This is a genomic window from Allomuricauda sp. NFXS6, assembly GCF_040148835.1.
Classification (GTDB): Bacteria; Bacteroidota; Bacteroidia; order Flavobacteriales; family Flavobacteriaceae; genus Flagellimonas.
The window spans coordinates 193,168-215,850 of record NZ_JAGEMG010000008.1; the positions used below are offsets into that span (position 1 = coordinate 193,168).

At 40.9% G+C, this 22,683-nt stretch carries 26 protein-coding genes; 14 read left to right on the plus strand and 12 right to left on the minus strand.

Translation table 11 applies throughout. From position 1 onward, the window contains the following. Positions 1-22 precede the first annotated feature (22 nt). The gene (locus J4E06_RS13190; RefSeq protein WP_349524416.1) at positions 23-595 is read right to left on the minus strand and encodes a hypothetical protein; all 573 of its coding nucleotides are present in this window, start codon (positions 593-595) and stop codon (positions 23-25) included. 35 nt (positions 596-630) lie between these two features. Between J4E06_RS13190 and J4E06_RS13195 the strand changes: the two genes are divergently transcribed. Next, complete coding sequence (locus tag J4E06_RS13195) at positions 631-1,083, plus strand: heme-binding domain-containing protein (RefSeq protein ID WP_349524417.1); 453 nt, start codon at positions 631-633, stop codon at positions 1,081-1,083. On the opposite strand, the gene J4E06_RS13200 is transcribed toward J4E06_RS13195, so the two are convergent. Further along, positions 1,073-1,765: an SIR2 family NAD-dependent protein deacylase gene (locus tag J4E06_RS13200; RefSeq protein ID WP_349524418.1), complete on the minus strand. Its 693-nt coding sequence runs from the start codon at positions 1,763-1,765 to the stop codon at positions 1,073-1,075. The genes J4E06_RS13195 and J4E06_RS13200 overlap by 11 nt on opposite strands. Positions 1,766-2,046: 281 nt before the next feature. Then, on the minus strand, positions 2,047-3,744 hold the full coding sequence (locus J4E06_RS13205) for an amidohydrolase (protein ID WP_349524419.1): 1,698 nt from the start codon (positions 3,742-3,744) through the stop codon (positions 2,047-2,049). Positions 3,745-3,849: 105 nt separating this feature from the next. Here J4E06_RS13205 and J4E06_RS13210 point away from each other — a divergent pair, with 105 nt between their 5' ends. Genes J4E06_RS13210 through J4E06_RS13220 form a run of 3 tightly spaced genes read left to right on the plus strand, consistent with a single transcriptional unit; the run spans position 3,850 to position 5,457 of the window. Next, on the plus strand, positions 3,850-4,503 hold the full coding sequence (locus tag J4E06_RS13210) for a TrmH family RNA methyltransferase (RefSeq protein WP_349524421.1): 654 nt from the start codon (positions 3,850-3,852) through the stop codon (positions 4,501-4,503). 42 nt (positions 4,504-4,545) lie between these two features. After that, positions 4,546-5,073 (plus strand): SRPBCC family protein, encoded by a 528-nt coding sequence (locus J4E06_RS13215; RefSeq protein WP_349524422.1) that lies wholly within the window; start codon positions 4,546-4,548, stop codon positions 5,071-5,073. A 3-nt stretch (positions 5,074-5,076) separates the two neighbouring features. After that, complete coding sequence (locus J4E06_RS13220; RefSeq protein WP_349524423.1) at positions 5,077-5,457, plus strand: VOC family protein; 381 nt, start codon at positions 5,077-5,079, stop codon at positions 5,455-5,457. Positions 5,458-5,460: 3 nt separating this feature from the next. Here J4E06_RS13220 and J4E06_RS13225 read toward each other — a convergent pair whose 3' ends face one another. The 4 genes from J4E06_RS13225 to J4E06_RS13240 form a co-directional block, all read right to left on the minus strand. Then, a complete protein-coding gene (locus J4E06_RS13225) occupies positions 5,461-7,143 on the minus strand; it encodes an alpha-amylase family glycosyl hydrolase (RefSeq protein WP_349524424.1) in 1,683 nt (560 codons plus the stop codon). Between the two features lie 98 nt (positions 7,144-7,241). Next, positions 7,242-8,024, minus strand: a complete 783-nt coding sequence (locus tag J4E06_RS13230; protein WP_349524425.1) for a carboxypeptidase-like regulatory domain-containing protein — start codon at positions 8,022-8,024, stop codon at positions 7,242-7,244. 75 nt (positions 8,025-8,099) lie between these two features. Next, the gene (locus J4E06_RS13235) at positions 8,100-9,860 is read right to left on the minus strand and encodes a DEAD/DEAH box helicase (RefSeq protein WP_349524426.1); all 1,761 of its coding nucleotides are present in this window, start codon (positions 9,858-9,860) and stop codon (positions 8,100-8,102) included. Positions 9,861-10,005: 145 nt separating this feature from the next. Next, positions 10,006-10,587 carry a non-canonical purine NTP diphosphatase gene (locus J4E06_RS13240; RefSeq protein ID WP_349524427.1) on the minus strand — a complete coding sequence of 194 codons (582 nt, stop codon included), beginning with the start codon at positions 10,585-10,587 and terminating at the stop codon, positions 10,006-10,008. Positions 10,588-10,647: 60 nt separating this feature from the next. Here J4E06_RS13240 and J4E06_RS13245 point away from each other — a divergent pair, with 60 nt between their 5' ends. Both J4E06_RS13245 and serA read left to right on the plus strand, forming a co-directional pair. Next, complete coding sequence (locus J4E06_RS13245; RefSeq protein WP_349524428.1) at positions 10,648-11,100, plus strand: methyltransferase family protein; 453 nt, start codon at positions 10,648-10,650, stop codon at positions 11,098-11,100. Positions 11,101-11,459: 359 nt separating this feature from the next. After that, complete coding sequence (serA, locus tag J4E06_RS13250) at positions 11,460-13,352, plus strand: phosphoglycerate dehydrogenase (protein WP_349524458.1); 1,893 nt, start codon at positions 11,460-11,462, stop codon at positions 13,350-13,352. A 45-nt stretch (positions 13,353-13,397) separates the two neighbouring features. On the opposite strand, the gene J4E06_RS13255 is transcribed toward serA, so the two are convergent. The 3 genes from J4E06_RS13255 to rlmH all read right to left on the minus strand — a co-directional run bounded on the left by J4E06_RS13255 (position 13,398) and on the right by rlmH (position 14,535). Further along, a complete protein-coding gene (locus tag J4E06_RS13255; protein ID WP_349524429.1) occupies positions 13,398-13,715 on the minus strand; it encodes a type II toxin-antitoxin system RelE/ParE family toxin in 318 nt (105 codons plus the stop codon). Then, entirely contained in the window at positions 13,715-13,948 is a 234-nt protein-coding gene (locus J4E06_RS13260) for a hypothetical protein (protein WP_349524430.1), read from the minus strand. The genes J4E06_RS13255 and J4E06_RS13260 overlap by 1 nt, the downstream gene beginning before the upstream one ends. A gap of 113 nt (positions 13,949-14,061) precedes the next feature. After that, complete coding sequence (gene rlmH, locus J4E06_RS13265) at positions 14,062-14,535, minus strand: 23S rRNA (pseudouridine(1915)-N(3))-methyltransferase RlmH (RefSeq protein ID WP_349524431.1); 474 nt, start codon at positions 14,533-14,535, stop codon at positions 14,062-14,064. A 92-nt stretch (positions 14,536-14,627) separates the two neighbouring features. Here rlmH and nadC point away from each other — a divergent pair, with 92 nt between their 5' ends. From nadC to priA, 4 genes are read left to right on the plus strand one after another with little or no spacing between them, the layout of a single operon-like run. Continuing rightward, entirely contained in the window at positions 14,628-15,485 is an 858-nt protein-coding gene (gene nadC / locus J4E06_RS13270) for a carboxylating nicotinate-nucleotide diphosphorylase (RefSeq protein WP_349524432.1), read from the plus strand. Beyond that, entirely contained in the window at positions 15,486-16,466 is a 981-nt protein-coding gene (locus tag J4E06_RS13275) for a YihY/virulence factor BrkB family protein (RefSeq protein ID WP_349524433.1), read from the plus strand. Continuing rightward, complete coding sequence (locus J4E06_RS13280; RefSeq protein WP_349524434.1) at positions 16,441-16,890, plus strand: DUF2147 domain-containing protein; 450 nt, start codon at positions 16,441-16,443, stop codon at positions 16,888-16,890. The genes J4E06_RS13275 and J4E06_RS13280 overlap by 26 nt, the downstream gene beginning before the upstream one ends. 3 nt (positions 16,891-16,893) lie before the next feature. Continuing rightward, complete coding sequence (priA, locus tag J4E06_RS13285) at positions 16,894-19,350, plus strand: replication restart helicase PriA (RefSeq protein WP_349524435.1); 2,457 nt, start codon at positions 16,894-16,896, stop codon at positions 19,348-19,350. Here priA and J4E06_RS13290 read toward each other — a convergent pair whose 3' ends face one another. Further along, positions 19,351-20,043, minus strand: coding sequence for a LytR/AlgR family response regulator transcription factor (locus J4E06_RS13290; RefSeq protein ID WP_100818563.1), 693 nt, complete (start codon positions 20,041-20,043; stop codon positions 19,351-19,353). 237 nt (positions 20,044-20,280) lie between these two features. On the opposite strand from J4E06_RS13290, the gene rpsF reads away from it, so the two are divergent. Genes rpsF through rplI form a run of 3 tightly spaced genes read left to right on the plus strand, consistent with a single transcriptional unit; the run spans position 20,281 to position 21,386 of the window. After that, positions 20,281-20,619 (plus strand): 30S ribosomal protein S6, encoded by a 339-nt coding sequence (rpsF, locus tag J4E06_RS13295; protein WP_349524436.1) that lies wholly within the window; start codon positions 20,281-20,283, stop codon positions 20,617-20,619. Positions 20,620-20,623: 4 nt separating this feature from the next. Then, positions 20,624-20,920 carry a 30S ribosomal protein S18 gene (gene rpsR, locus J4E06_RS13300; RefSeq protein WP_014031368.1) on the plus strand — a complete coding sequence of 99 codons (297 nt, stop codon included), beginning with the start codon at positions 20,624-20,626 and terminating at the stop codon, positions 20,918-20,920. Positions 20,921-20,933: 13 nt separating this feature from the next. Beyond that, complete coding sequence (gene rplI / locus J4E06_RS13305; RefSeq protein ID WP_349524437.1) at positions 20,934-21,386, plus strand: 50S ribosomal protein L9; 453 nt, start codon at positions 20,934-20,936, stop codon at positions 21,384-21,386. A 73-nt stretch (positions 21,387-21,459) separates the two neighbouring features. On the opposite strand, the gene J4E06_RS13310 is transcribed toward rplI, so the two are convergent. Next, the gene (locus tag J4E06_RS13310; protein ID WP_349524438.1) at positions 21,460-21,927 is read right to left on the minus strand and encodes a DUF4168 domain-containing protein; all 468 of its coding nucleotides are present in this window, start codon (positions 21,925-21,927) and stop codon (positions 21,460-21,462) included. 183 nt (positions 21,928-22,110) lie between these two features. On the opposite strand from J4E06_RS13310, the gene J4E06_RS13315 reads away from it, so the two are divergent. After that, a complete protein-coding gene (locus tag J4E06_RS13315; RefSeq protein ID WP_349524439.1) occupies positions 22,111-22,584 on the plus strand; it encodes a DUF6495 family protein in 474 nt (157 codons plus the stop codon). The last annotated feature ends 99 nt before the right edge of the window (positions 22,585-22,683 follow it).

The following is a 22,683-nucleotide window of genomic DNA, read 5'->3' on the forward strand; positions in this document are numbered from 1 at the left end:
AAAGATACTTAAAGTCTTCAGTTTAGACGCCCAATTTGGCCAACTTATCCAGAGTTTTTTTTGCTCGGTTTTTGTAGCCAGTGGTCCCTGTGACGTAGCTGTCTTCCAGCACTAGTTTGAGTTCAGGGTGTACCCAATCAAATTTTAAACCTAAATAATACAGACAGGTCATGGAAAACACCTTGGGCGCTATGTTCATGGGGCCAATAAGCCAATCGAAGCAGGAGGACATCATTTTTTCCAATTGGTCATCCGTAATGTTTTGAACAAAGTCGGGATTCTTTTTTTTGAAATATGCTTCGCAGACCATTTCACAGACGTGCGCAATGGGCCGAATACAAGATTCGGTTTTCAATTCTGAAAGTCTATTGACGAAGTCTTCAAAAATGGGAAGGATGTAAATAAGCTTTTTTCGCATCAAATGGTCAAAGGTCCAACTGGCATTGAAAGTTCCCACTTTGTCTTCCAATAACACCTCATTAAAAAGTGCTTGGGCCATCTCGGGTTGCTTCTCTAATTGCTGCACCAAACCATTTATTTGAGGTTTTGATATTCTACCTGAATTAAGTCTGATATGGAGTTCCTCTTTGGTCACGAAAAAATAATATATTTACTAAAATTCTGAACGTAATGAAAATAGTAAAAAAAATAGCAATTGTACTGTTGGTTGTGCTTGTGGGAATGCAATTTTATCGTCCTGAAAAGAATATTTCCGAAGGTGACTATGTCACTGCTTTTGAAACGGAGACCCAACCTCCTGTCGAAGTCAAGAAGATTCTAAAAACAGCCTGTTACGATTGCCATAGTGCGAACACAGTGTATCCGTGGTACAATAATATCGCTCCGGTTTCCTATTGGTTGGCAGATCATATAGAAGAGGGCAAGGAACATCTGAATTTTTCCGATTGGGAGAATTATGATGCCAAAAAGAAGGATCACAAATTAGAGGAGTTGATTGAAGAGGTTAAAGAAGGCAAAATGCCCTTGAACGAATACACTTGGACTCACGCTGACGCCGACTTGTCGGAAGAGCAAATAATTGCTTTATTGTCTTGGGCCGAGACAGCAAGAGCTAATTATTGATAAGTTCTTCCACTAAAACCGGGACACCCTTGGCAGCAGTTTTGGAAATTATTGTTAGATTTTTAAAATCCGAGTTGCGAATATTGGGCCGCGGGTCTATAAAGTAAATAGGGGTTTGATCAGGTGCGTAGTGGATTAAGCTTGCGGCAGGATACACTTGCATGGAGGTTCCGACAATAATGACTTTGTCGGCTTGTTGGGTAATTTGCGCAGCAGTTTCCAACAAAGGGACCATTTCCCCGAACCAAACAATATGCGGGCGCAGTTGATGCCCGTTCTCGTCAACATCGCCCAAGACCAAATCTTTTTTCCAATCCAATATGTGGTTTTCGTCCACCGTGCTCCGTACTTTGAGCAATTCTCCGTGCAGGTGCACCACGTGGGAACTTCCTGCCTGCTCATGCAAATTATCTACATTTTGGGTTATGATACTGACATCAAAAACATCCTCTAGTTTGGCCAAAGCATTATGGCCGGCATTTGGGGAGACTTCCAACAATTGTTTTCTACGTAGATTATAAAATTCCAACACAAGTTCAGGATTGCTGGCAAACCCTTGGGGCGAGGCTACTTGCATTACATCATGGCCTTCCCAAAGCCCGTTTTCGTCCCGAAAGGTCTTTAGACCGCTTTCGGCACTCATTCCCGCTCCAGTAAGCACTACGATTTTTTGTTTGGGCATTTTTTATTTTTTTCTTTAATCTTCAAAATTATGGATTTGAACACAGATACTTCTTTAGGTATTAGCTCGTCCGGGAAATCGTAATTGGCATTATGTAAAGATGGGGTTGATTCGCCTCAACTTCTGGGTTGGATTTTACTATTAATGTGCTCATCCTGTTTCAATTTCAATTCCAAGGTAATAAATCAATAGTACTAAAAGTATACCAAAGCATAGTAATTGCAGCAAGGTAAGATGAACTCTTTTGATGGTGTACTTGGATAAAAACAATTTGGAAAAGGCTATTTCTTATAAACGGATATCCCTTCTTTAATGGTTTCCAAGACTACCACATCTTTTATTTCCTCTTCTGGTATTTTTAAAGGATTTTTATCCAAAATCACCATATCCGCTAACTTTCCCACCTCCAATGTTCCTTTGGAATTTCCCTCAAAATGTTGATAGGCAGACCAGTCAGTAATTGCTTTGAGGGCTTCGTAAGCTGTCAGTTTTTCATTGGCTCCAATAAGCTGGCCCGATCGCGATTTGCGTTCTACGGAAATACCAACCATGCGCATCAAGTTGGGCAATGCCACAGGCGCGTCTGTATGAATGGTAATCTTCAACCCCTTGTCCAATGCTGTTCTGGTGGGACTAATTTTGTTGCCCAGACTATCACCGATGATTTTTTTGTGCCAATCGCCCCAATAATAGGTGTGCAAAGGAAATAAGGAGGCTATAACATCTAATTCCTTAAATGAGTCCAATTGATCTTCGCGTACGTATTGGCCATGTATCAATACATTTCTTCTATCCTCATTACCGAATTTATCGGCTGCAACTTTCATTGTCCTTATCATTTGATCTATGGCAGCATCACCGTTGGCATGGGTTAAAACTTGCCAGTTGTTTTTGAAGGCCTTTTCATAGAGTGAAGTCAAAACACTATCGCTTGGAATGGCCGGATATCCTTTGTACCCCTCATCAGCACCATCGGGAGGAATTAAATAGGGTTGGGTTCGCCAAGCCGTTCTGCCTTGTGGTGAACCATCCAGGGTTATTTTCATTCCACCAATGCGATAATGATTATCATAGGATTTGCTGTTCCATTTGGTATCCATGTATTTATCCACAAATGTATAATCGACATAACTAACCACATCTAGCTTTAAACTTTCGGCATTGGCTTTACCGGATAGTTGTTCCACGTTGCCCATATCTTTCCCTTCTTGAGCTGTAGTGTAGCCGTATGAAAGCGCCATATCTTGGCCGGCTTCAAAAAATTGATTTGCTGCTTCTTCCGAAGTAGGAATCAATGCTTTGCTATAATACGGTATGGCCGCCAATTCTTCCAAAACTCCATTGGGTTCATTGTTTTCTTCTCTCCGGATGATGCCTCCTTCTGGATTTTGTATACTAGCATCAATGCCCAATAATTCCAGACCTTTGGAGTTGACCACGGCAAAATGACCTGATATGTGAACAATCATAACAGGGAACTCGGTGGACACTTTGTCAAGATCGTGCTTGGTGGGAAACCTGTTTTCCTCCAGTACCGAATCGTCAAATCCCATTCCAAAAATCCATCCCGTCAAGGCCCTGTTTTCTGGAGTGTTCCATTCTTTCAAGATTTTAATGAGTGTTGGGATGTCTTTTGCCCCTGCGTCTGGTGGGGGTAATATTTGTGCTCCTATGGCCTGGGTGGAAAAGGAAGAGAAATGGGCATGGCCATCAATAAAACCGGGCAGCATGGTTTTTCCTTGTAAGTCTATCATATTATGGCCTTTCCCTGCAAGTTCCATTGCTTCACTTGCAGTTCCCGCAAATTCAATTCTACCATTTTTGACTACGACCGCTTCTGCATATGTAGGTGTATTGCCTACCATGGTGATGATGTCTCCACCGCTGTATACGGTCGCTGGATTTGGTTTATTCTCCTGCTTGCAGGAGCTAAGAATCAGGGTGGCAAAAAGCAAAGTCAGTGGTTTAACATAGCGCATAACATTTTGTTTTAATTGTTCTCAATATCTAATTTAGAGCAATTTACCAGAAACTCAATCTATTTTTTTAAAAACCAGACTTTCAATTTTTCCTATCTTGGTTTTATGTTTGACGATGATTTGTTGACATATTTGGAAACCTATCTTACGGAAGAACGCAAACAACGTTTTTCGGATGTCTTGCAACACCGGACCAAGCACATAACCGTTGCCGTGGAAGATGTATACCAACTGCACAACACCAGTGCCATTATACGAAGTTGTGATGTTTTTGGGGTACAAGACTTGCACGTAGTGGAGGACCGTTTTGGTAAGCGATTGGATAAAAATATTGCGATGGGTGCCGAACAATGGGTGGATGTTTACCGATACCAAACCACCGCGGATTGTATGGCTAGATTAAAAGGAGATGGTTACCAAATCATCGCTACTACGCCGCACAACGATTCCACTATGTTGCCTGATTTCTTCCCAACCGTGAAATCGGCGATTTTCTTTGGTACGGAAAAAGAAGGGCTCTCCGAGGAAGTTATGCAGCAGGCGGATGGTTTTCTCAAGATTCCCATGGTAGGCTTTTCGGAAAGCTTGAATGTTTCCGTTTCAGCGGCCATCATTATACAGCAATTGGCACAAAAAGTACGAGCATCAGACCTCAATTGGCAATTGTCCGATATTGAATTTCTTGAAAAAAGACTGGACTGGACAAAAAAATCCATCAAAGATGTGGAAGGCATCATAAAAAGATATCTTAACGCGTAAATAATTTTTGTACTTTTAACTGTTAATCAATCAATTACAGTTATGTTGGTTCTTTATATTGTCTTGGGCATTGTGGTGCTTGTTCTTGTTTTGGCAGCCATCGCCCCGAAAAATTACAATGTTTCCCGATCTATTGAAATCGCCAAACCCAAAAGGGTTGTTTTTGATTACCTCAAATCCTTAAAAAAGCAGGATGAATGGTCGCCATGGGGGAAACGTGACCCCAATATGGAAAAAAAGTTCACCGGTACCGATGGGGAAGTCGGTGCCATTAGTTATTGGAAAGGGAACAAGGAAGTAGGGGAAGGGGAGCAAGAGATCACCAAAATTGTGGAGGGTGATAGCATTGAGTCTCAGCTTCGGTTTTTGAAACCATTTAAGTCCACTTCCGATGCCTACATTATAACCAAAGAGATTGAACAGGACAGGACCAAAGTAATTTGGGGCTTCTCTGGAAAGAACAAATTCCCCATGAGTATTATGATGCTGTTTGTGAGCATGGACAAGGCGGTAGGCAAAGACTTTGAAGAAGGGCTGGCCAGTTTAAAGGAAATTTTAGAAAACAAATAAGCTATGGATTTTAATATGGTGGGCTGGTTCGAGATTCCCGTTTCGGATATGGAGCGTGCCAAAGCGTTTTATGATGCGGTGTTTCAAGTGGAGATAAAGTTACAGGATTTTGGAGGCACCAAAATGGGATGGTTTCCTTCAGATCACGGAAAACCGGGTGCTGCAGGTACATTGATCCAAAACAAGGATTGGTATAAGCCCAGTGAGAGTGACGGTGTACTTATTTATTTTAATAGTTTGGATCTTCAAAACGAACTTGGTCGTATTGAACCCAGTGGTGGTAAGATTGTTCAATCCAAGACACAAATAAGCCCGGAAATTGGGTATATGGCAGTATTTTTGGATTCTGAAGGGAACCGAATCGCACTGCATTCCAGACAGTAGAAATTATTCTACAAGTTCTAATAAAGCAATATCAAAATCATTTTCCAGGATAACTTTACCTTTGGCCACTACAACCTCGGTTTCCGAATAAGTGTCGTACAATGTGGTGCCATCACCAAAGAAACCCTTGACCCAAAGGGATTTTTTACCTTTAGGTAAGTCCAGTCCAACAACCACTTTATCTCGATAATCGCCATTGACATAGGTTCTTGAGAATACGTAGGGCGATTTGGCCAATCGTTTATGCTTTCCGGCACCGATTGCGGGATGTTTTGCACGAAATTGCCCCAGCTTTTGCCAATGCTTGTGGATTTTTTGCGTTTCTGGAAGGCTGTCCAAATCTTCCCAGTTCATAAACGAACGCAACGTGGCATCGCCTTCGGTTCCTTCAATGGTTAAATCTCTCGATGTTTCATCGCCATAATATACTTGCGATGCACCTGGCGTAAGCAAAAGTACATTGGCCGTGCGATAGGGTTTTGTTCGATCTTTGTCGTAAGGTGCACCATCATCGTGGGAGGTTAAATAGTTGAGTACACTTTTATCCTTGAGCTTGGTGTGGAGCAGTTTGCTGTATTTTTTAAAAATGGTTTCGTAGCTCTTGTCTGCATCATTTTTGAGCTCAAAATTGATAAGGCTCTTGAATCCGTAATCAAAGAAGTCTACTTTTTTGTCGCCAAAATCAAATTTACGACCTCCGGTAATACCATAGTTGTAGACTTCACCCACCATATAGAAAGGATTGTCATCCAAAATTTTATCTTGATGTTTTTTCTTCCACATTTCAAAGGCATAGTTGGCTTCTTTGTGCAAGTCGGACCATGCATTTTCATTTACGTGCTTTACAGTGTCTACACGGAAGCCATCTACCCCTAAATCATTGATATAATCGGTAAGCCATTTGATGATGTAGTATCGTGGCGCTCTGGGATATCCGGTTCGTTCAAAAAACAGGTGGAGTTCATCCAACTCTTTGCTCAAACGGCCCTCGGCTTTCCATTTGGCCAACAATGCGTCGGGCAGTTCGACTGCTTCATCAGATTCGGTTAAGATATCCGGCAAATTGCCCACCAAAGTACAAGCGGTGGTGTTTTCATATGTGGTAAACTCACATGTCGGCCCCGTTCTTACCCAATCATCGGGCCAAACAGGGTCTTTCTCGGTGACTGGCCCCGTGTGGTTCAGCACTACATCCAAAAGAATGCGAATTCCTTTGCTATGAGCCGTTTTTACTAGTTTGTCAAGGTCTTTTCGTGTTCCAAAATTGGGGTCGATAGCGGTCCAATCCTTGGCCCAGTAGCCATGATAGGCATAGGTTTTGCCTGTACCTTCGTCGGTTGCTCCGTGAATTTGTTCTACCACAGGTGTAAACCAAATGGCATTTATTCCCAGGTCGGTAAAATAGCCATCTTCAATTTTTTTGATAATCCCTTCAATATCGCCTCCCTCAAAACCTCTTAAAACCCCAGTTTCTTCGGTTCTATCAAAATTGACATCGTTATTCGGGTTTCCATTGTTAAAACGGTCGGTAAGTAAAAAGTAAATATTGGCACCCTCCCAAACAAAGGGCACTTCTTTTTTTGGAGTTTGCTCTTCAACTACCTGCTGGGTCTGCTGCTTTTTTTCAACTTTCTTGCAGCCACTAAATAGGGATAAGATTGACAAAACAACAAGTAGTTTTTTCATGTATTGGGATTTTGTCTAAAGCTATAAAATGCGCCTGTAAAAATAAAATTTATTTATTGCGCTGTTAAACAGACCCATCGGTAAGATCTCGATACGGGTTAATTGTTTCTGTTCAGTACTTTATACTCTTCGTAGCAGCTGGATATAGCATCCAAAATCTGGAGATCGTTAGCTGTTTTGATAAAGGATTTTGAGTAGTTGCAATTGTTGAGGATGTCCTCAATGTCAACTTTTTCCAGTTGCAGCAATTCAGTAAGGGTTTCCCTGTCAAATTTTGATGCCAAAAGGTCTCTGATATTGTCATCTTCCTTGATTTGACGCAGCTTACGCATTTGCCTAGGTTTTTTTCCAAAGAGATTCCGTAAAAGATCGGCAGGATTCAGAATTGCCCCTAAAACTTTGGTGACAGCGCTCGGACTTTTGTTTCCGGCCTCATAACTGGTGTTAAGGCCGGAGATACTGTATTGATATGCGTTGTTTACCGGAAGATTCTTAACATCGATTTCCAAATAGCCCGTAAGCTGATATGGTGTTACAATCACTTCTTCCAGTGCGTAGGCCAACTCTGTCAGCGCAATTTCAGTGTTCCCAAATCGGAACATATCATTGGTAACGCGTACTTTCTGGGTTTTAAATCCTAAGTACGAAAAGTAAAGCGTGTCATTTACTGCTGCTGGAATAGTAAACTTCCCATTTTGGTTTGTAATGGTACCCTTCACTTGGTTCAAGTTTACTACGTGCACACTTTCCAAAGGAAATTCCGTTTGGGCATTAATTACCGTAGCGGTAAAATCCATTATTTCTTGGTTCTGATCTTCTTCAACTTGAGAAAAACCGAGCATTGGGATTAGGGACAATAGTATAAGTAGTAATCTTCTCATGCAATCTTTGTAGCTATAAAAGTACTAAACAAAGAAAAATAAATAGGAGATACTTACCATTTAATATAGAATTAACTAATAAAATCCCTGCTTTTTCTTGCCTCCTTTTTTACCGTAGCCTCCTTTTTTTCCACCACCTTTATAGGATGATTTATTTCCACCACGGTATCCTCCGCCTTTTTTGCCACGACGTTTTTTGCCTCCTTTTCCGCCGCCACCGCCACCGCCGGGGTTCTTGGAAACTTCAACATTTATAAAACGTCCGTCCACCTTGAACTCGGTAAAGGTTTGAAGAATGAATTCGGTCAGTTGTGCATCGGAATTAAAGAATGAGAAGGTGTCCTTGGTATCTACATTGTAGATGTCCTCTTTTTCCAATTTAAGCGTATCACGAAGGAAATCCTTTAGTGACATCCAGTCATAACCATCACGTTCCCCAACATTGATAAAGTAGCGAACAGAACCTTCTGATGGAATATCTCCTTTAGAAGTTCCTCTGTCCTTACCGGAATCCTGACTATTAAGATCCTTGGTTTTACTGTAATAGTTATAAAACTGGGTAAATTCTACAGAAACAATCTTTTTGATGAGTTCGTCACGATCAATACCTTCCAAAACATCGTTAATGGCGGGTAGGTAACTCTCAATTTCTTTATTGATTTCGGTTTCCTTGATCTTATTGGCCAAATGATACAATTGAATCTCGCAAATTTCGATACCATCTGGAATTTTCTTGGATATAAATTCCTGTTGAATCTTCTTTTCGATGGCCTTGATTTTTCTAAGCTCGGAGCGAGTGATGATAACCATGGAAATACCGGATTTACCGGCACGTCCCGTACGTCCACTACGGTGGGTGTACGTTTCGATCTCATCGGGCAGTTGATAGTTGATTACGTGTGTAATATCATCCACATCAATACCACGGGCAGCAACATCGGTAGCTACCAACATTTGTACCTGTTTCTTTCTGAAAGAGTTCATCACCAAATCTCTTTGGTTCTGGCTCAAATCACCGTGCAAAGCACCAGCGTTGTAGCCATCTTCAATCAATTTTTCTGCAACACGTTGCGTATCCCTTTTGGTTCTACAGAACACCACGGAAAAGATTCCTGGGTTGGCATCGGCCAAACGCTTAAGTGCTGCATAACGATCACGTCCGCCTACTACATAATATTCGTGCTGTACGGTGGATGCACCTGCATTTTTGGATCCTACCGTGATCTCAACCGGGTTGTGCATGAATTTTTTGGCAATCGTAGCCACTTCTTTGGGCATGGTCGCCGAAAAAAGCCAGGTCAATTTTTCTTTGGGCGTATTGGACAAGATGTCCTTAATATCTTCAAAGAAGCCCATGTTCAACATTTCATCGGCTTCATCCAATACACAGTAGTCAATTTTGGAAATATCGACCATTTTTCTACCGATCATATCCTTCATACGGCCTGGAGTGGCAACAACAATCTGCGCCCCTCTTTTAATTTGCCGTGCTTGTTCGGTAATGCTGGCGCCACCATAAATGGCTACCACATTCAATCCTTTTATGTATTTGGAATAGAGTTTTAACTCATTTGTAATCTGTAAACATAGCTCTCGCGTAGGTGAGAGGATCAATCCTTGGGTGGTTCTGCTTTCCTCTTGGATTTTTTGGATCATTGGAAACCCAAAAGCAGCAGTTTTACCTGTTCCTGTTTGTGCCAAGGCCACCAAATCGGTTTCCTTTTCTAATAAAACGGGGATTGATTTTTCTTGTACTTCTGATGGGGATTCAAATCCGAGGTCGGAGATAGCATCCAATAGGGGTTTGTCCAACCCCAAGGCTTCAAATTTTGTCATAGCGGTGTATATACCTTAAATCGCAAATATGTTTGTGTTGTATAGAGCGATTTTTGTATAACCCATTTGAGCCCCTCACAACACCTTGCCCATACCGGCGGCGTTAATAAAGCGGCAAAGGTACGTTAATTTTATTCAGCAACGCTTAAGAGGCCTTCTTTTTTAAAAACCCTACTAATTTTTGAATGGCCCTACCTCGGTGACTGATGGCATTTTTCGTATCAGCGGGCAATTCACCAAAGGTTTTGTCGAATCCGTTGGGCTTAAAAATAGGGTCGTAACCAAAACCGCCGTTCCCGTGCGCATTGATGGTTATTTCCCCCTCAACTACACCTTCAAAAGTGTAGCTTTCACCTTGTAGGTTCAAATGAACCACGGTTTTAAAATATGCCGAACGATTGTTCGCCCCTTTCAGTTCGGTCAACAATTTGGCCATATTGTCCTTGGCGCTTTTTTGTTCTCCGGCATACCTGGCCGAATATACTCCGGGTTGTCCATTCAAAGCATCTACAAGCAAACCGGTATCATCCGAAAAACAATCCAAACCATAGGTTTTAGTCACGTAATCCGCTTTTATTTTGGCGTTTTCTTCCAGAGTGGCACCAGTCTCGGGAATTTCATCAAAGCATTTAATATCTTTTAGGGACAGCAGAGCAATGCTTTTGGGGAGTAATTGTTGAACTTCTTTCAGCTTATGGTCGTTATGGGTAGCAAAAACTAGTTTCAAATCAAAAAGGGTTCTATTATGAGATTCAAAAGTAGTAATTTCGAGTTTTAAGCAGTTGTTATGAAAATGAAAGTGCCACCGGCATTGATAATGTTATTATTTGGAGGGTTAATGTATGTTTTGGACAGGTTCCTGCCTTTTGGGGAGTTTGAGTTTTTTGGCAAACAGGAATTGGCCATGTTTCTATCTGGACTGGGTGTTTTGGTGATGTTGATATCCGTAGTCCAATTTTTTAGTATGAAAACCACGGTAGACCCTTTGAACCCTCAAAAAACAAGAAAACTGGTCACCAATGGCATCTATAAATTCACCCGCAACCCTATGTATTTAGGGATGCTTCTTTTTTTGCTGGCCTTTGGTTTAAAGTTGGGCAATGCGTTCAATACCTTATTGGCCGCAGGTTTTGTTTCGTATATGAATCGTTTTCAGATTAAGCCCGAAGAAGAAGCGCTTTCTGATATGTTCGGAAAGGAATATAGTATCTATTGTAAGCTGACAAGGCGTTGGTTTTGACAACTTAGTTGACGGTTGACGGTTGACGGTTGACGGTTGACGGTTGACGGTTGACGGTTGATGGTTGAAGGTTGAAGGTTGAAGGTTGAAGGTTCATGGTGGTCATTCATTTCATAAAAGACTTCTGACTACCAACATAAAATTGCACACTGCTTACTGGTTGATTTGAGCTTGAACTTTAGTTTGCTATCTGAATTTGATTTGCGCACGGTTGCAAAACGATGAGTTTTGGGTAACATTTAAAACAAATCGTAATGGATTTTTGATTTATCCATAAATGTATAAGGTTTTTGATAAGTTCCGATTACAAGGATGGAATTAATGTTTAATTTTAGGCCTTAATTTTTTTGAAGCAACTCATGGTAGAAACAGGGCGCAAATATGTGTTCGATTTTGATAGTACCCTCACACGTGTGGAGGCGTTGGATGTTTTGGCAGAAATGACCTTGCAGAACAATCCAAAAAGGGATGAGATTGTGGCGGAAATCCAAAAAATCACCAATTTGGGGATTGATGGGGATATTTCTTTCACCGAATCCTTGGAACGAAGAATCCGTTTGTTGAGTGCGAACAAAAATGATTTGGAAGATCTTGTAGTGGAACTGCGTCAAAAGATTTCCAAATCGATTGAGGCCAATAAACAATTCTTTCATGAATATTCTGAGGATATCTATGTGATTTCCTGTGGTTTCAAGGAGTTTATCGACCCCATTGTTGAAGCATACAATATTCCATCCGACCGAGTGTATGCCAATACCTTTACTTTTGATGATGAAGGGAACATTATTGGTTTTGACGAAACCAATGTACTGGCCGCCCATAACGGCAAAATAGAATGTTTAAAAATGCTGGATCTGGAAGGCGAGGTCCAGGTTATTGGCGATGGCTACAGCGATTATGTGATGCGCGAGGCCGGTATTGCCCATAAGTTTTTCGCCTATACTGAAAATGTGCATCGTGAAAAAGCGACCAACAACGCCGACCACGTAGCACCTAACCTAGATGAATTTTTATTTGTGAACGATTTGCCAAGAAACTTATCATACCCCAAGAACAGAATCAAGATCCTTTTACTGGAAAATGTACACCCAGCCGCTTTTGAAAATCTTTCCGAAGAAGGTTTTTCGGTAGAGCTGATCAAAACCAGCCTATCCGAGGAAGACCTAATTGAACGAATTAAAGGGGTACACGTATTGGGCATCAGGTCCAAGACCCAAGTAACCCAAAAAGTACTGGACGCTGCCGATAAATTATTGGTGGTCGGTGCATTTTGTATTGGTACCACCCAGATAGATTTGGATTACAGTAAAAAGAAAGGCGTAGTAGTTTTTAATGCACCATACAGCAACACGCGTTCCGTAGTAGAGCTTGCTATTGGGCAGACCATTATGCTAATGCGAAGCATTTTTCCACGTAGTACGGAGATTCATAATGGTGAATGGAACAAAACAGCGATTGGTTCGCAAGAAGTGCGGGGTAAAAACCTCGGTATCGTGGGTTACGGTAACATAGGTAAGCAAATGTCCGTTTTGGCGGAAGCTATGGGGATGAAAGTGTATTATTATGATGTTAACGACCAATTGGCACTGGGTAATGCAGTAAAATGTGATACGTTGGAAAACTTGCTCAACGTTTCAGATGTGGTGACCTTGCACGTGGACGACAACAAGGCCAACAAAAACTTTATTGGGGAGCGCGAAATCAACCAAATGAAAGATGGTGCAAAACTGATTAACCTTTCTAGAGGATTTGTAGTTGATATTGATGCATTGGCCAGCGCACTTGAAAGTGGGAAATTGGGCGGTGCCGCTATAGATGTGTACCCATCCGAACCACGAAGCAACGGAGGGTTTGAAACACCATTGCAAGGCTTGTCCAACGTTATCCTTACACCACATATTGGCGGAAGCACGGAAGAAGCGCAGCGGGACATTGCTGATTTTGTTCCTAACAAGATTATGGATTACATTAATTCAGGAAATACGGTGGATGCCGTTAACTTTCCGAATATTAGATTGCCCAAACAAAATAAGGCACACCGATTTTTGCACATTCACCGCAATGTTCCCGGTATTATGGCCAAGATCAACGAAATATTGGCGCAATACGGGCTTAATATTTCCGGTCAATACCTTTCCACCGATAGCGAAGTGGGGTATGTAATTACCGATTTGGATAAAGAATATGATAAGGATGTGATTAAAGCACTCAAGAAAATTGAGAACACCATCAAGTTTAGGGTGCTTTATTAACAGAAATTCAGCTGTTATTGCACATACACGTGTTGGCAACTGACTTTATTTTGTTCGTTTTAGCTTTGTTGGATTTTGTCTAGTGTCAAAAACGTCAGCAATTTTTATAAATCCGTTTTGATGGTCCAAAGAATAAATCAGTTTGTAGTTTTTGAAAACCAAATATCGATATTCAGTTTCTCTGTGCTTTAACAATTTTTCTTCTTGTCCTATTTGCGGTGCTTTTATCAATTTATTTGGTTCATTGATAATTCCTTTCAGAAGTTTTTTAGCGATACTGGGGCTGGTTTTCTTTTCGTAATACTCATAAATTTCGTCAAGTTTAGTTTCGGCAAATTCAGACCAAATTATTTTCAACGGCATTATTTGTATTTGGATAAAAGTTCAGAACTGTTTTTAAATCGATTGTTTTGGAAATCAGATTCCGATTGGTCAATTCGTTTGTCTAGCTCTTCTTGGGTCATAGGCTCAAATATTCGCTCGTCAGTAGCATTTCTCTCCTTTTTCAATAGTTGTTCTAAACGAGAAACAGCTTCTTCACTTTGAAGCTTTAAAAATTCTTGTATAAATTCTATTTTTCGAGCTTCTAAATTCATTATATTGACCTTTTTACCAAAGGTACAAAATTATCAATTTAGTCATCCATTTTTTATGGGATTGACCAATACCATAGCTTATTGCCACCTCCTGGCTCCTGGCTCCAATTATCTCATTGATGGTGATAGGGCTCATTCCTAAGAATGGTAAAACCTCTGTAAACTTGTTCTACAATAAATAATCGCACCATTTGATGGGAAAATGTCATTTTGGACAAGCTTATTTTGCCTGAACTTTTGGCGTAAATGGCATCACTAAAGCCATAAGGCCCGCCGATGACCAAAACCAGATTTTTAATACCACTGTTCATCTTTTTTTGCAGGAACTGGGCAAAATCCATCGAACTGTATTGTTTGCCTTTTTCATCAAGTAGGATTAAAGTGTCCGTAGGTTGCAGCTGTGCCAGGATAAGTTCACCTTCTTTTTCCTTTTGTTGGGCTTCGGAAAGGTTTTTTCTATTTTTTATATCAGGAATTATATCTATCTGAAATTTGATGTAATGCTTCAACCGATTTTTATAAACGGCTATAAGTTCTTCAAGTTCAGACCTATCGGTTTTCCCAATGGCTATCAATGTAATCTGCATGCCCAAAAATAAACGTTTCAACTTAAATTATGCATACCCAAGTCGTGCACATCGAACAATGTTTTTACTATTTTCGTTAAAAGCCCAATTGGATGATTTCCGAAGAACAATTTCAAAACGAACTGGATCTGATCATTGCCAATGCCGTTAGGGAGGATGTTGGTGATGGAGACCACAGTTCCTTGGCGTGCATTCCTGCATCGGCTCAAGGTAAAGCAAAGCTTTTGGTAAAAGACCAAGGTACCCTTGCAGGAGTCGAGTTTGCTAAAATGGTGTTCAACTATGTAGACTCCAATTTAAAAACGGAAATATTACTGGAAGATGGTGCACAGGTCAAATATGGCGATATCGCCTTTTATGTGGAAGGCAGTTCCCAAAGTATTTTAAAAGCAGAGCGCTTGGTGCTCAATGCGATGCAACGTATGAGTGCCATTGCCACCAAGACCCAGGATTTTGTGTCAATCTTGGATGGTACAGATACCAAAATTTTGGATACCCGTAAAACTACCCCTGGCATTAGGGCCTTGGAAAAATGGGCCGTTAAGATCGGTGGTGGAGAAAACCATAGGTTTGCGCTGTACGATATGATCATGTTGAAGGACAATCACATCGATTTTGCGGGCGGAATCACCAAAGCCATCCAAAAAACACAAGAATATTTAAAAGAAAAGGATAAAGATTTGAAAATCATTGTCGAAGCCCGAAATTTGGATGAGGTGGATGAAATTTTAAAATCGGATGGCGTGTACCGTATCCTTTTGGATAACTTTGATTACGAACAAACCCGCGAAGCCGTGCAACGAATAGGAGGGAAGTGCTTGACTGAATCATCAGGCGGAATTACCGAGGATACTATACGCAAATATGCCGAATGTGGTGTGGATTATATTTCTTCGGGAGCATTGACCCATTCTGTTTACAATATGGATTTAAGTTTAAAAGCTGTTTAAATGTCAGTTGCCATAGAGGAGAGATTGGAAAAAATACCTGTAATAAATTGGCTGGTGCGCTTATTGAAAAAAATAAAGCTCAAAGCTTTTGAAGGGCTTTCTCTCTATGATCTTGTTGAAATGTATTTGGTAGGAATTGTCAAGGGAGCCGTTTCCACTAGGGCTAGTTCCATTGCCTTTAGTATATTTTTGGCGGTGTTCCCCTTGCTCATCTTTTTGGTGACCCTGATTCCCTTTATCATACCCTACGTAAGTGTGGGCAATGAGAATTTTGATACGCAATTTTTAAACTTTTTGGAATCCTTTTTACCTTCAGCGACCAGTGACTATTTTAGTGAGATTTATCAGCAGATAAAAGACCAAAAACAAGGAGGGTTGCTCTCTTCAGCCTTTTTATTGTCCATTTTTTTGGTCGCCAATGGTGTAAATGCCATTTTTGGAGGGTTTGAATACTCGTACCACGTAGAGCTCACCCGCAATTTCTTTCGTCAGTATGCTTACGCACTTGTGGTAGGACTCATTCTTTCCATATTGTTGATTTTGGGGGCGATAGCCTTTGTATATTTTGAGTTTTACATTGTGGAGAATGCGAGTGAATTTTTTGGCAGAACATTGGGAACCGATATTGAAAAGGGAGATGCATTGGGCATCCAAATAGCAAAGCTCCTGTTCTTTTTGAGTATCTCTTATCTGGCAACGGCAATACTTTACTATTTTGGCACCGCAGAAGGAAGACAGGCCCGATTTTTTTCGGCGGGCGCATTGCTAACGACTCTTTTGTTTTTATTGACCTCATATCTTTTCGGGATCTACGTTGAAAAGTTTGCCCGTTACAACGAACTTTATGGAGCTTTGGGAGGATTGTTGATTTTAATGGTGTTTATTTGGTTAAATTCCAATATTTTATTGCTAGGTTTCGAATTGAATGCTACAATTAATTCCTTAAAAAAAAGACATGATAAGCAGCAAAACCCCCAATAGATGCATATACCTTATTTGTTTTCTGCTTTGTCAGATAACGTGGTCGCAAACCGTTTTTGGAAAATGGAAAACAATTGATGACCGAAACGGCATCACCAAAGCCATAATTGAGATATATAAAGAAGATGGATTGATGCACGCCAAGGTCGTTGAGATTTTGGAAGCTGGAAAAAAAGGTGCCTTGTGCACCAAATGTGATGGAGAGCGAAAAAATAAGCCAATTCTTGGAATGAAAATCATGGAGGATTTCGAGAAAAACAATAAAGGTATTTATAAGGGAGATGAACTGTTTGATCCTGAACAGGCAATGACCTTTAAGGGAAGGGTGTGGTTGGACGAGGATAACAAAAATCGCCTTAAAGTAAGAGGTTATTTGGCATTTTTGTACAGGACCCAAACATGGCATCGGGTAGAAGAGAACTAGCGTATGGAGTATTTTTTGGAAGTTGTTCTTCCCATTCCTTTGGAAAAACTCTTCACCTATAAAATCTCGCAGGCCGAAGCGGATTTTATACAGGAAGGAATGCGGGTAGCCGTTCCTTTTGGAAAATCAAAAATTTATACCGCCTTGGCCTATCGCGTGCACCAAAATGCACCTGAAGCCTACGAACCCAAAGAAATTTATCAAATTCTGGATGAACATCCCGTGGTGACCCAAGTGCAACTAAAGCATTGGGAATGGGTGGCCAAGTATTATATGTGCACCTTGGGCGAAGTCATCCGAAGTGCCCTGCCCAATGCTTTTATGTTGGAAAGTGAAACCCTTATTTTACCCAATAAAAATGCTGATGTTGATGAAAAAGAACTCACCGATGATGAGTTTTTGGTTTTTGAGGCACTTCAACATCAAACCGCACTGAAAATTTCCGAGGTCAGTGATATTGTGGACAAAAAAAATGTATTGAAACTGATAAACACCTTGGTCCACAAAGGCGTAGTCCTTCAAAAAGAAGAATTATACGAGCAGTACAAGCCCAAATTGGTTCGCTACGTGAAGCTTTCCGAACAGTATGATGACGAAGAACAACTCGCTGAACTGTTAAATGAACTCACACGAGCGCCCAAGCAGAGTCAGGTAGTACTTTCCTTATTTCAACTGAAAGCGAAAAACACCAAGCCTATACCCATTTCGGAGCTGGAAAAGGAAAGTGGCGGTTCGCGAGCGGTGATCAAGACACTAATCGATAAAAATATTCTGGAGGAATATCATATTCGGAAAGATAGGGTCCAGTTTGATGAAAGTTCGGATGAATCCAAAAGCATTGCTTTGAACGAATACCAAGAAAAAGCATTGGAGGATATCAACAACGGTTTTGATGAAGGAAAACCAGTATTGTTGCACGGAGTAACCTCGTCGGGGAAAACAGAGGTTTATATAAAATTGATTCAAAAATACTTGGATGAAGGCAAACAAGCACTGTATCTCCTTCCCGAAATTGCCTTGACTTCCCAATTAATCAATCGTTTACGACGTTATTTCGGTCATCAAGTTTCCGTTTACCATTCAAAATATAGCATTCACGAAAGGGTGGAAGTATGGAACAATGTGCTGAAGAATGCAGAAAAAGCACAGATTGTGATAGGTGCCCGTTCCGCTCTATTTCTGCCGTTTACCAATTTGGGGTTGGTTGTGGTGGATGAGGAACACGAAGGCTCTTTCAAACAATTTGACCCTGCTCCCCGCTATCACGCGAGAGATGCAGCTGTGGTTTTGGCAGCACTTCACAAAGCAAACATAGTTCTGGGGTCTGCTACTCCAAGCATTGAAAGTATGTACAATGCTCGAAAAAAGAAGTATGGCTATGCGGCTATTGCTCACCGATTTGGCGATGTGTTGATGCCCGACATTAATTTGGTGGATATAAAAGAGGCCACCCGTAAGCGAAGGATGAAAGGCCATTTCTCGGAAAAGCTTATCAAGGCCATCACTGAAGCTTTGGAAGAAGGAGAGCAAATCATTCTTTTTCAAAACCGGAGAGGGTTTGCTCCTGTGGTGGAATGTACTACCTGTGGTCATGTAGCCCAATGCCCCAATTGCGATGTGAGTTTGACCTATCATCAGCATAGAAATCAATTGCGTTGCCATTATTGCGGCTATCATATGGCGTTGCAACAAGCCTGTTTGGCCTGCGGCAGTCATACGTTGGACAATAAGGGTTTTGGTACGGAGCAGATTCAACAGGAGTTAGGGAAGCTGTTTCCCGATGTTTCCGTAGGGCGAATGGATTTGGATACGACCCGGGGCAAGTATGCCTATGAAAAAATCATTTCGTCTTTTGAAAATCAGGAGATGGATATTTTAGTGGGAACCCAAATGGTGACCAAGGGATTGGATTTTAGAAATGTGAGCTTGGTTGGGATTATGAATGCCGATTCCATGCTCAATTTCCCCGATTTTCGAGCCCACGAGCGTAGCTTTCAAATGTTGACACAGGTTGCGGGCAGGGCAGGACGTACCCAAAAAAGAGGAAAGGTACTCATCCAGACCTATAATCCGTACCATCAGATTTTGCAACAGGTTACCACGAACAATTATGAGAAAATGTTCGAGGAGCAGTTTTACGAAAGGGAGCAGTTTAAGTACCCACCTTTGGTGCGACTCATCAAAATCACTTTAAAGGATAAAGACTTTAATAAATTGAACGAAGCATCGGAATGGATGGCGGGTTCGCTTCGAAATGTACTTGGGGTGCAAATTCTTGGGCCCGAATACCCACCTGTAGCACGAATAAGAAGGGATTACCTCAAAAATATACTGATTAAAATACCTCGTAAACAGTCATTGGCACAAACAAAAAATAGCATTAAAAGAATTGAAAAATCCTTTAATGCTATTTCCAAGTATAAAAGTGTACGATTGGTCTACAATGTGGACCACATATAACTATACATTGGCTAGCGCTTCCGCTAGTTCGGTCTTTTTGTTTCTGCTCAATGGAATCTGTCTGCCCCCTACTTCAACATTTTTACTGTTGAATTTCTCAATCTTCTCCAGATTCACAATATAAGATTTATGGATACGTAGAAACTTTTCGGCAGGTAATTGTTTTTCGAAAGATTTCATGGTGGAAAGAATTACAATATTGGCTTCGTCGGTAACCAATTTAATGTAATCTCCCAGTGCCTCTATCCATTTAATATCGTTTAGGATAACCTTACGTTTTTTAAGGTTACTTTTTACAAAGATGTGCTCTTCGTCTTCATCAACCCGGTTCATTTGCTCGTATTTGGCAACAGCTCTTTTAACTGAAGCCTCAAAACGGGCCAGAGTGATGGGTTTGTGAAGGTAATCGGTTACGTCGTAGTCAAATGCTTTAAGTGCATAATCAGGTTTTCCCGTAATCAGAATAACCTGTGGTGGGTTCTCTAGGGCCTCCAAAAGGTCAAAGCCGCTAATGATTGGCATTTCAACATCTAAAAAGATAAGGTCAATTTCATGGTTTTTCAGGCCATTTTTGGCTTCAATAGCGTTACTGTACTCAGCAACCAAGGCTAGGTGGGGATGATTGTTGACCAACTTGGCAACGGCCATGCGCTGCATCGAAGAGTCGTCTACAATTATACTTTTTAACTTCATAGAATGGGGTGATTTGTAGGGTTTTAAATCATCGGCAAATTACATAAAAAACCCGTTTAGGAGCAACAAAAGATGTAAACATGGTATATTTTGTTGTGTAAATTGCCATATGTGTTATTTAGGTTTAAAAGGTTTTTTCATTGTTGATAACTATTGTACTTAAACGAAGATTTTTCACTTTTCTTGCAGGGTGAAAGAATTATTGTTAATTTTGCGCTCCTTTAAAAATATATTATAATGAACCATTACGAAACTGTTTTCATTTTGAATCCCGTTCTGTCTGAAACACAGATAGAGGAAACAGTCAAGAAATTTGAAGATTTCTTGATTAAGAATGGTGCCAAAATGGTCTCCAAAGAAGATTGGGGACTCAAAAAATTGGCCTATCCCATTCAGCACAAGAAAAGTGGATTTTACCACTTGTTCGAATTCCAAGTTCCAGGTGAGGCCATTGGCCCTTACGAGTTGGAGCTTAGAAGAGAGGAGCGCGTTATGCGTTTTTTAACCGTTAAATTGGACAAGCACGCAATAGCTTGGGCGGAAAGAAGAAGAGACAAACTAAAAGCAAAGGCATAAGGGTATGGCATCTATTGAGCAACAAGCAAAATCGAAAAAAGATGGGGAAATCAGGTATTTGACCCCACTTAACATTGAGACCAGCAAACAAAAGAAGTATTGTAGGTTCAAGAAATCCGGTATCAAGTACATTGATTATAAAGACCCTGATTTTTTGATGAAGTTGGTGAACGAGCAAGGTAAATTGCTTCCGAGAAGACTTACAGGTACTTCCCTGAAATATCAAAGAAAAGTGGCGCAAGCGGTAAAACGTGCCCGTCACCTAGCGTTAATGCCGTATGTTGGCGATATGTTGAAATAAAAAACACCAAAGAATGGAACTTATTCTAAAAGAAGATGTACAGAATTTGGGATTTAAAGATGATATCGTTTCCGTAAAAAACGGTTACGGCAGAAACTTCCTTATCCCACAGGGCTTGGCCGATTTGGCTACGCCTTCTGCCAAAAAAGTTTTGGCGGAAAACCTTAAGCAAAGAGCTCACAAGGAGAAAAAGGTTATTGATGAGGCTACCAAAATTGCCGATGCGTTAAAGCAATTGGAAATCAAAATAGCCGCTAAAGTTGGTGCAGGTGACAAATTGTTCGGATCTGTAACAAACATAGACCTTGCTACTGCTTTGGACAAAGAAGGGCAACAAATTGATAGAAAATTCATCAATATTAAAGGTGGAGCTATCAAAAGAACCGGTCCTTACGAAGCCATTATCAGATTGCACAGGGAAGTTATCGTGGAATTCCCATTTGAAGTGATTGCGGAAGCAAAATAAAACTTCAAAACATATGATATAAAAAACCCCTCCAATTTTGGAGGGGTTTTTTATTGTCAATAATACGAATCGATTAATTCTGTTGTGCCGTCAACATAGTTCGTAGGCGGCCTTGCAATTCAGTATCACTTTGCAGTGCCATTGCAATGGCTTGGTATCTTTCCATACTCAGTCCCTCATTGCTAATGATTTCCTCGATTTGCTCGGTAAACCCAACTTGCATTTGTTGTATCTCGTTCATCAGCTTGCCAAAGCGTTCCTTTTCCTCGTCACTGGCGTCAACTGTTTTCTCTGGGGATGCAGTAGCTTGGTACATTTCGTTAAACCTATTGGCCTCAAAACCGCTTTCCTCAACGGTTTTCATTACTTGTTGCTGAGCCTCCATATTTACCTTTTGGATATCTTGGAAAGCCGAAGCTATTTTAGTCAGTTCTGCATCGCTGACCTCAACTTGCTCCTGCGCGTTCACATGGGAGAAAGCACATGCACCTATGGTCGCTATGCAAACCACTAAAGTTTTAAATGATTTCAAAAATCTCATTCTGTACGTGTTTTATTAATAATGTTAGTTTCCGAAACTACAATAAATAAAAGGGCTTGCCAAAAATCACAGCTAGTATAGGTGTTAATCTAAACTTAAAGAATCACAGTAAATTCAAGGTTTAAACGGTTTTCTTGACTCAAAAGCAAGGTGATTCTGCCTTACCTTTTATATTTTTGCAGCATGAAATACAGACGATTGACCAAGGAGCAATTGGAGGAGCTCCACCCGGAATTTATCAACTTTTTGGCGACCCAATCCATCACGGCTGATGAGTGGGATACCTTAAAAAAGGAAAAGCCGGAAGTTGCCGAAGAGGAGATAGACGTTTTTAGCGATTTGATATGGGAAGGTGTGTTGAGCAAAGTGGAGTATTTGGAGAACATTTCCGAACGCCACATGCATTTGTTCCATTTAACGGATAAAGAGATGAAGCTTCTCTCCGTTAAGATCATGAATCCGGAAATCGATTTGAGGACCGAGGTCGGCTTTGGTTGGTTTAAACGCAATTTTCAATCTGATTTTGTGGAATATCTCACAGCTTCCAAGGCTTACGGTGAGGATAAGAATGTGGATAAGTTCGAGATTATCAAGCAAGGGGCCGTGATCACCAAAGGAGAATTGTATCGATGGTTTGAGCAGATTGTGGAGCACTGATTAGGTATCGAGGAATTAGAAGCCAAGAGTCAAGACTACCTGTCATTCTGAGTGAGCGTAGTGATTGAAGAATCCCTACTCCCTTCACCCTTTTTCCTT

Bases quoted from the DNA above. Each gene is read 5' to 3' on its own strand.
- J4E06_RS13195 (WP_349524417.1), top strand. From the start codon at position 631: ATGAAAATAGTAAAAAAAATAGCAATTGTACTGTTGGTTGTGCTTGTG.
- J4E06_RS13200 (WP_349524418.1), bottom strand. From the start codon at position 1,765: ATGCCCAAACAAAAAATCGTAGTGCTTACTGGAGCGGGAATGAGTGCC.
- J4E06_RS13205 (WP_349524419.1), bottom strand. From the start codon at position 3,744: ATGCGCTATGTTAAACCACTGACTTTGCTTTTTGCCACCCTGATTCTT.
- J4E06_RS13210 (WP_349524421.1), top strand. From the start codon at position 3,850: ATGTTTGACGATGATTTGTTGACATATTTGGAAACCTATCTTACGGAA.
- J4E06_RS13215 (WP_349524422.1), top strand. From the start codon at position 4,546: ATGTTGGTTCTTTATATTGTCTTGGGCATTGTGGTGCTTGTTCTTGTT.
- J4E06_RS13220 (WP_349524423.1), top strand. From the start codon at position 5,077: ATGGATTTTAATATGGTGGGCTGGTTCGAGATTCCCGTTTCGGATATG.
- J4E06_RS13225 (WP_349524424.1), bottom strand. From the start codon at position 7,143: ATGAAAAAACTACTTGTTGTTTTGTCAATCTTATCCCTATTTAGTGGC.
- J4E06_RS13230 (WP_349524425.1), bottom strand. From the start codon at position 8,024: ATGAGAAGATTACTACTTATACTATTGTCCCTAATCCCAATGCTCGGT.
- J4E06_RS13235 (WP_349524426.1), bottom strand. From the start codon at position 9,860: ATGACAAAATTTGAAGCCTTGGGGTTGGACAAACCCCTATTGGATGCT.
- J4E06_RS13245 (WP_349524428.1), top strand. From the start codon at position 10,648: ATGAAAATGAAAGTGCCACCGGCATTGATAATGTTATTATTTGGAGGG.
- serA (WP_349524458.1), top strand. From the start codon at position 11,460: ATGGTAGAAACAGGGCGCAAATATGTGTTCGATTTTGATAGTACCCTC.
- J4E06_RS13255 (WP_349524429.1), bottom strand. From the start codon at position 13,715: ATGCCGTTGAAAATAATTTGGTCTGAATTTGCCGAAACTAAACTTGAC.
- J4E06_RS13260 (WP_349524430.1), bottom strand. From the start codon at position 13,948: ATGAATTTAGAAGCTCGAAAAATAGAATTTATACAAGAATTTTTAAAG.
- rlmH (WP_349524431.1), bottom strand. From the start codon at position 14,535: ATGCAGATTACATTGATAGCCATTGGGAAAACCGATAGGTCTGAACTT.
- nadC (WP_349524432.1), top strand. From the start codon at position 14,628: ATGATTTCCGAAGAACAATTTCAAAACGAACTGGATCTGATCATTGCC.
- J4E06_RS13275 (WP_349524433.1), top strand. From the start codon at position 15,486: ATGTCAGTTGCCATAGAGGAGAGATTGGAAAAAATACCTGTAATAAAT.
- J4E06_RS13280 (WP_349524434.1), top strand. From the start codon at position 16,441: ATGATAAGCAGCAAAACCCCCAATAGATGCATATACCTTATTTGTTTT.
- priA (WP_349524435.1), top strand. From the start codon at position 16,894: ATGGAGTATTTTTTGGAAGTTGTTCTTCCCATTCCTTTGGAAAAACTC.
- J4E06_RS13290 (WP_100818563.1), bottom strand. From the start codon at position 20,043: ATGAAGTTAAAAAGTATAATTGTAGACGACTCTTCGATGCAGCGCATG.
- rpsF (WP_349524436.1), top strand. From the start codon at position 20,281: ATGAACCATTACGAAACTGTTTTCATTTTGAATCCCGTTCTGTCTGAA.
- rpsR (WP_014031368.1), top strand. From the start codon at position 20,624: ATGGCATCTATTGAGCAACAAGCAAAATCGAAAAAAGATGGGGAAATC.
- rplI (WP_349524437.1), top strand. From the start codon at position 20,934: ATGGAACTTATTCTAAAAGAAGATGTACAGAATTTGGGATTTAAAGAT.
- J4E06_RS13310 (WP_349524438.1), bottom strand. From the start codon at position 21,927: ATGAGATTTTTGAAATCATTTAAAACTTTAGTGGTTTGCATAGCGACC.
- J4E06_RS13315 (WP_349524439.1), top strand. From the start codon at position 22,111: ATGAAATACAGACGATTGACCAAGGAGCAATTGGAGGAGCTCCACCCG.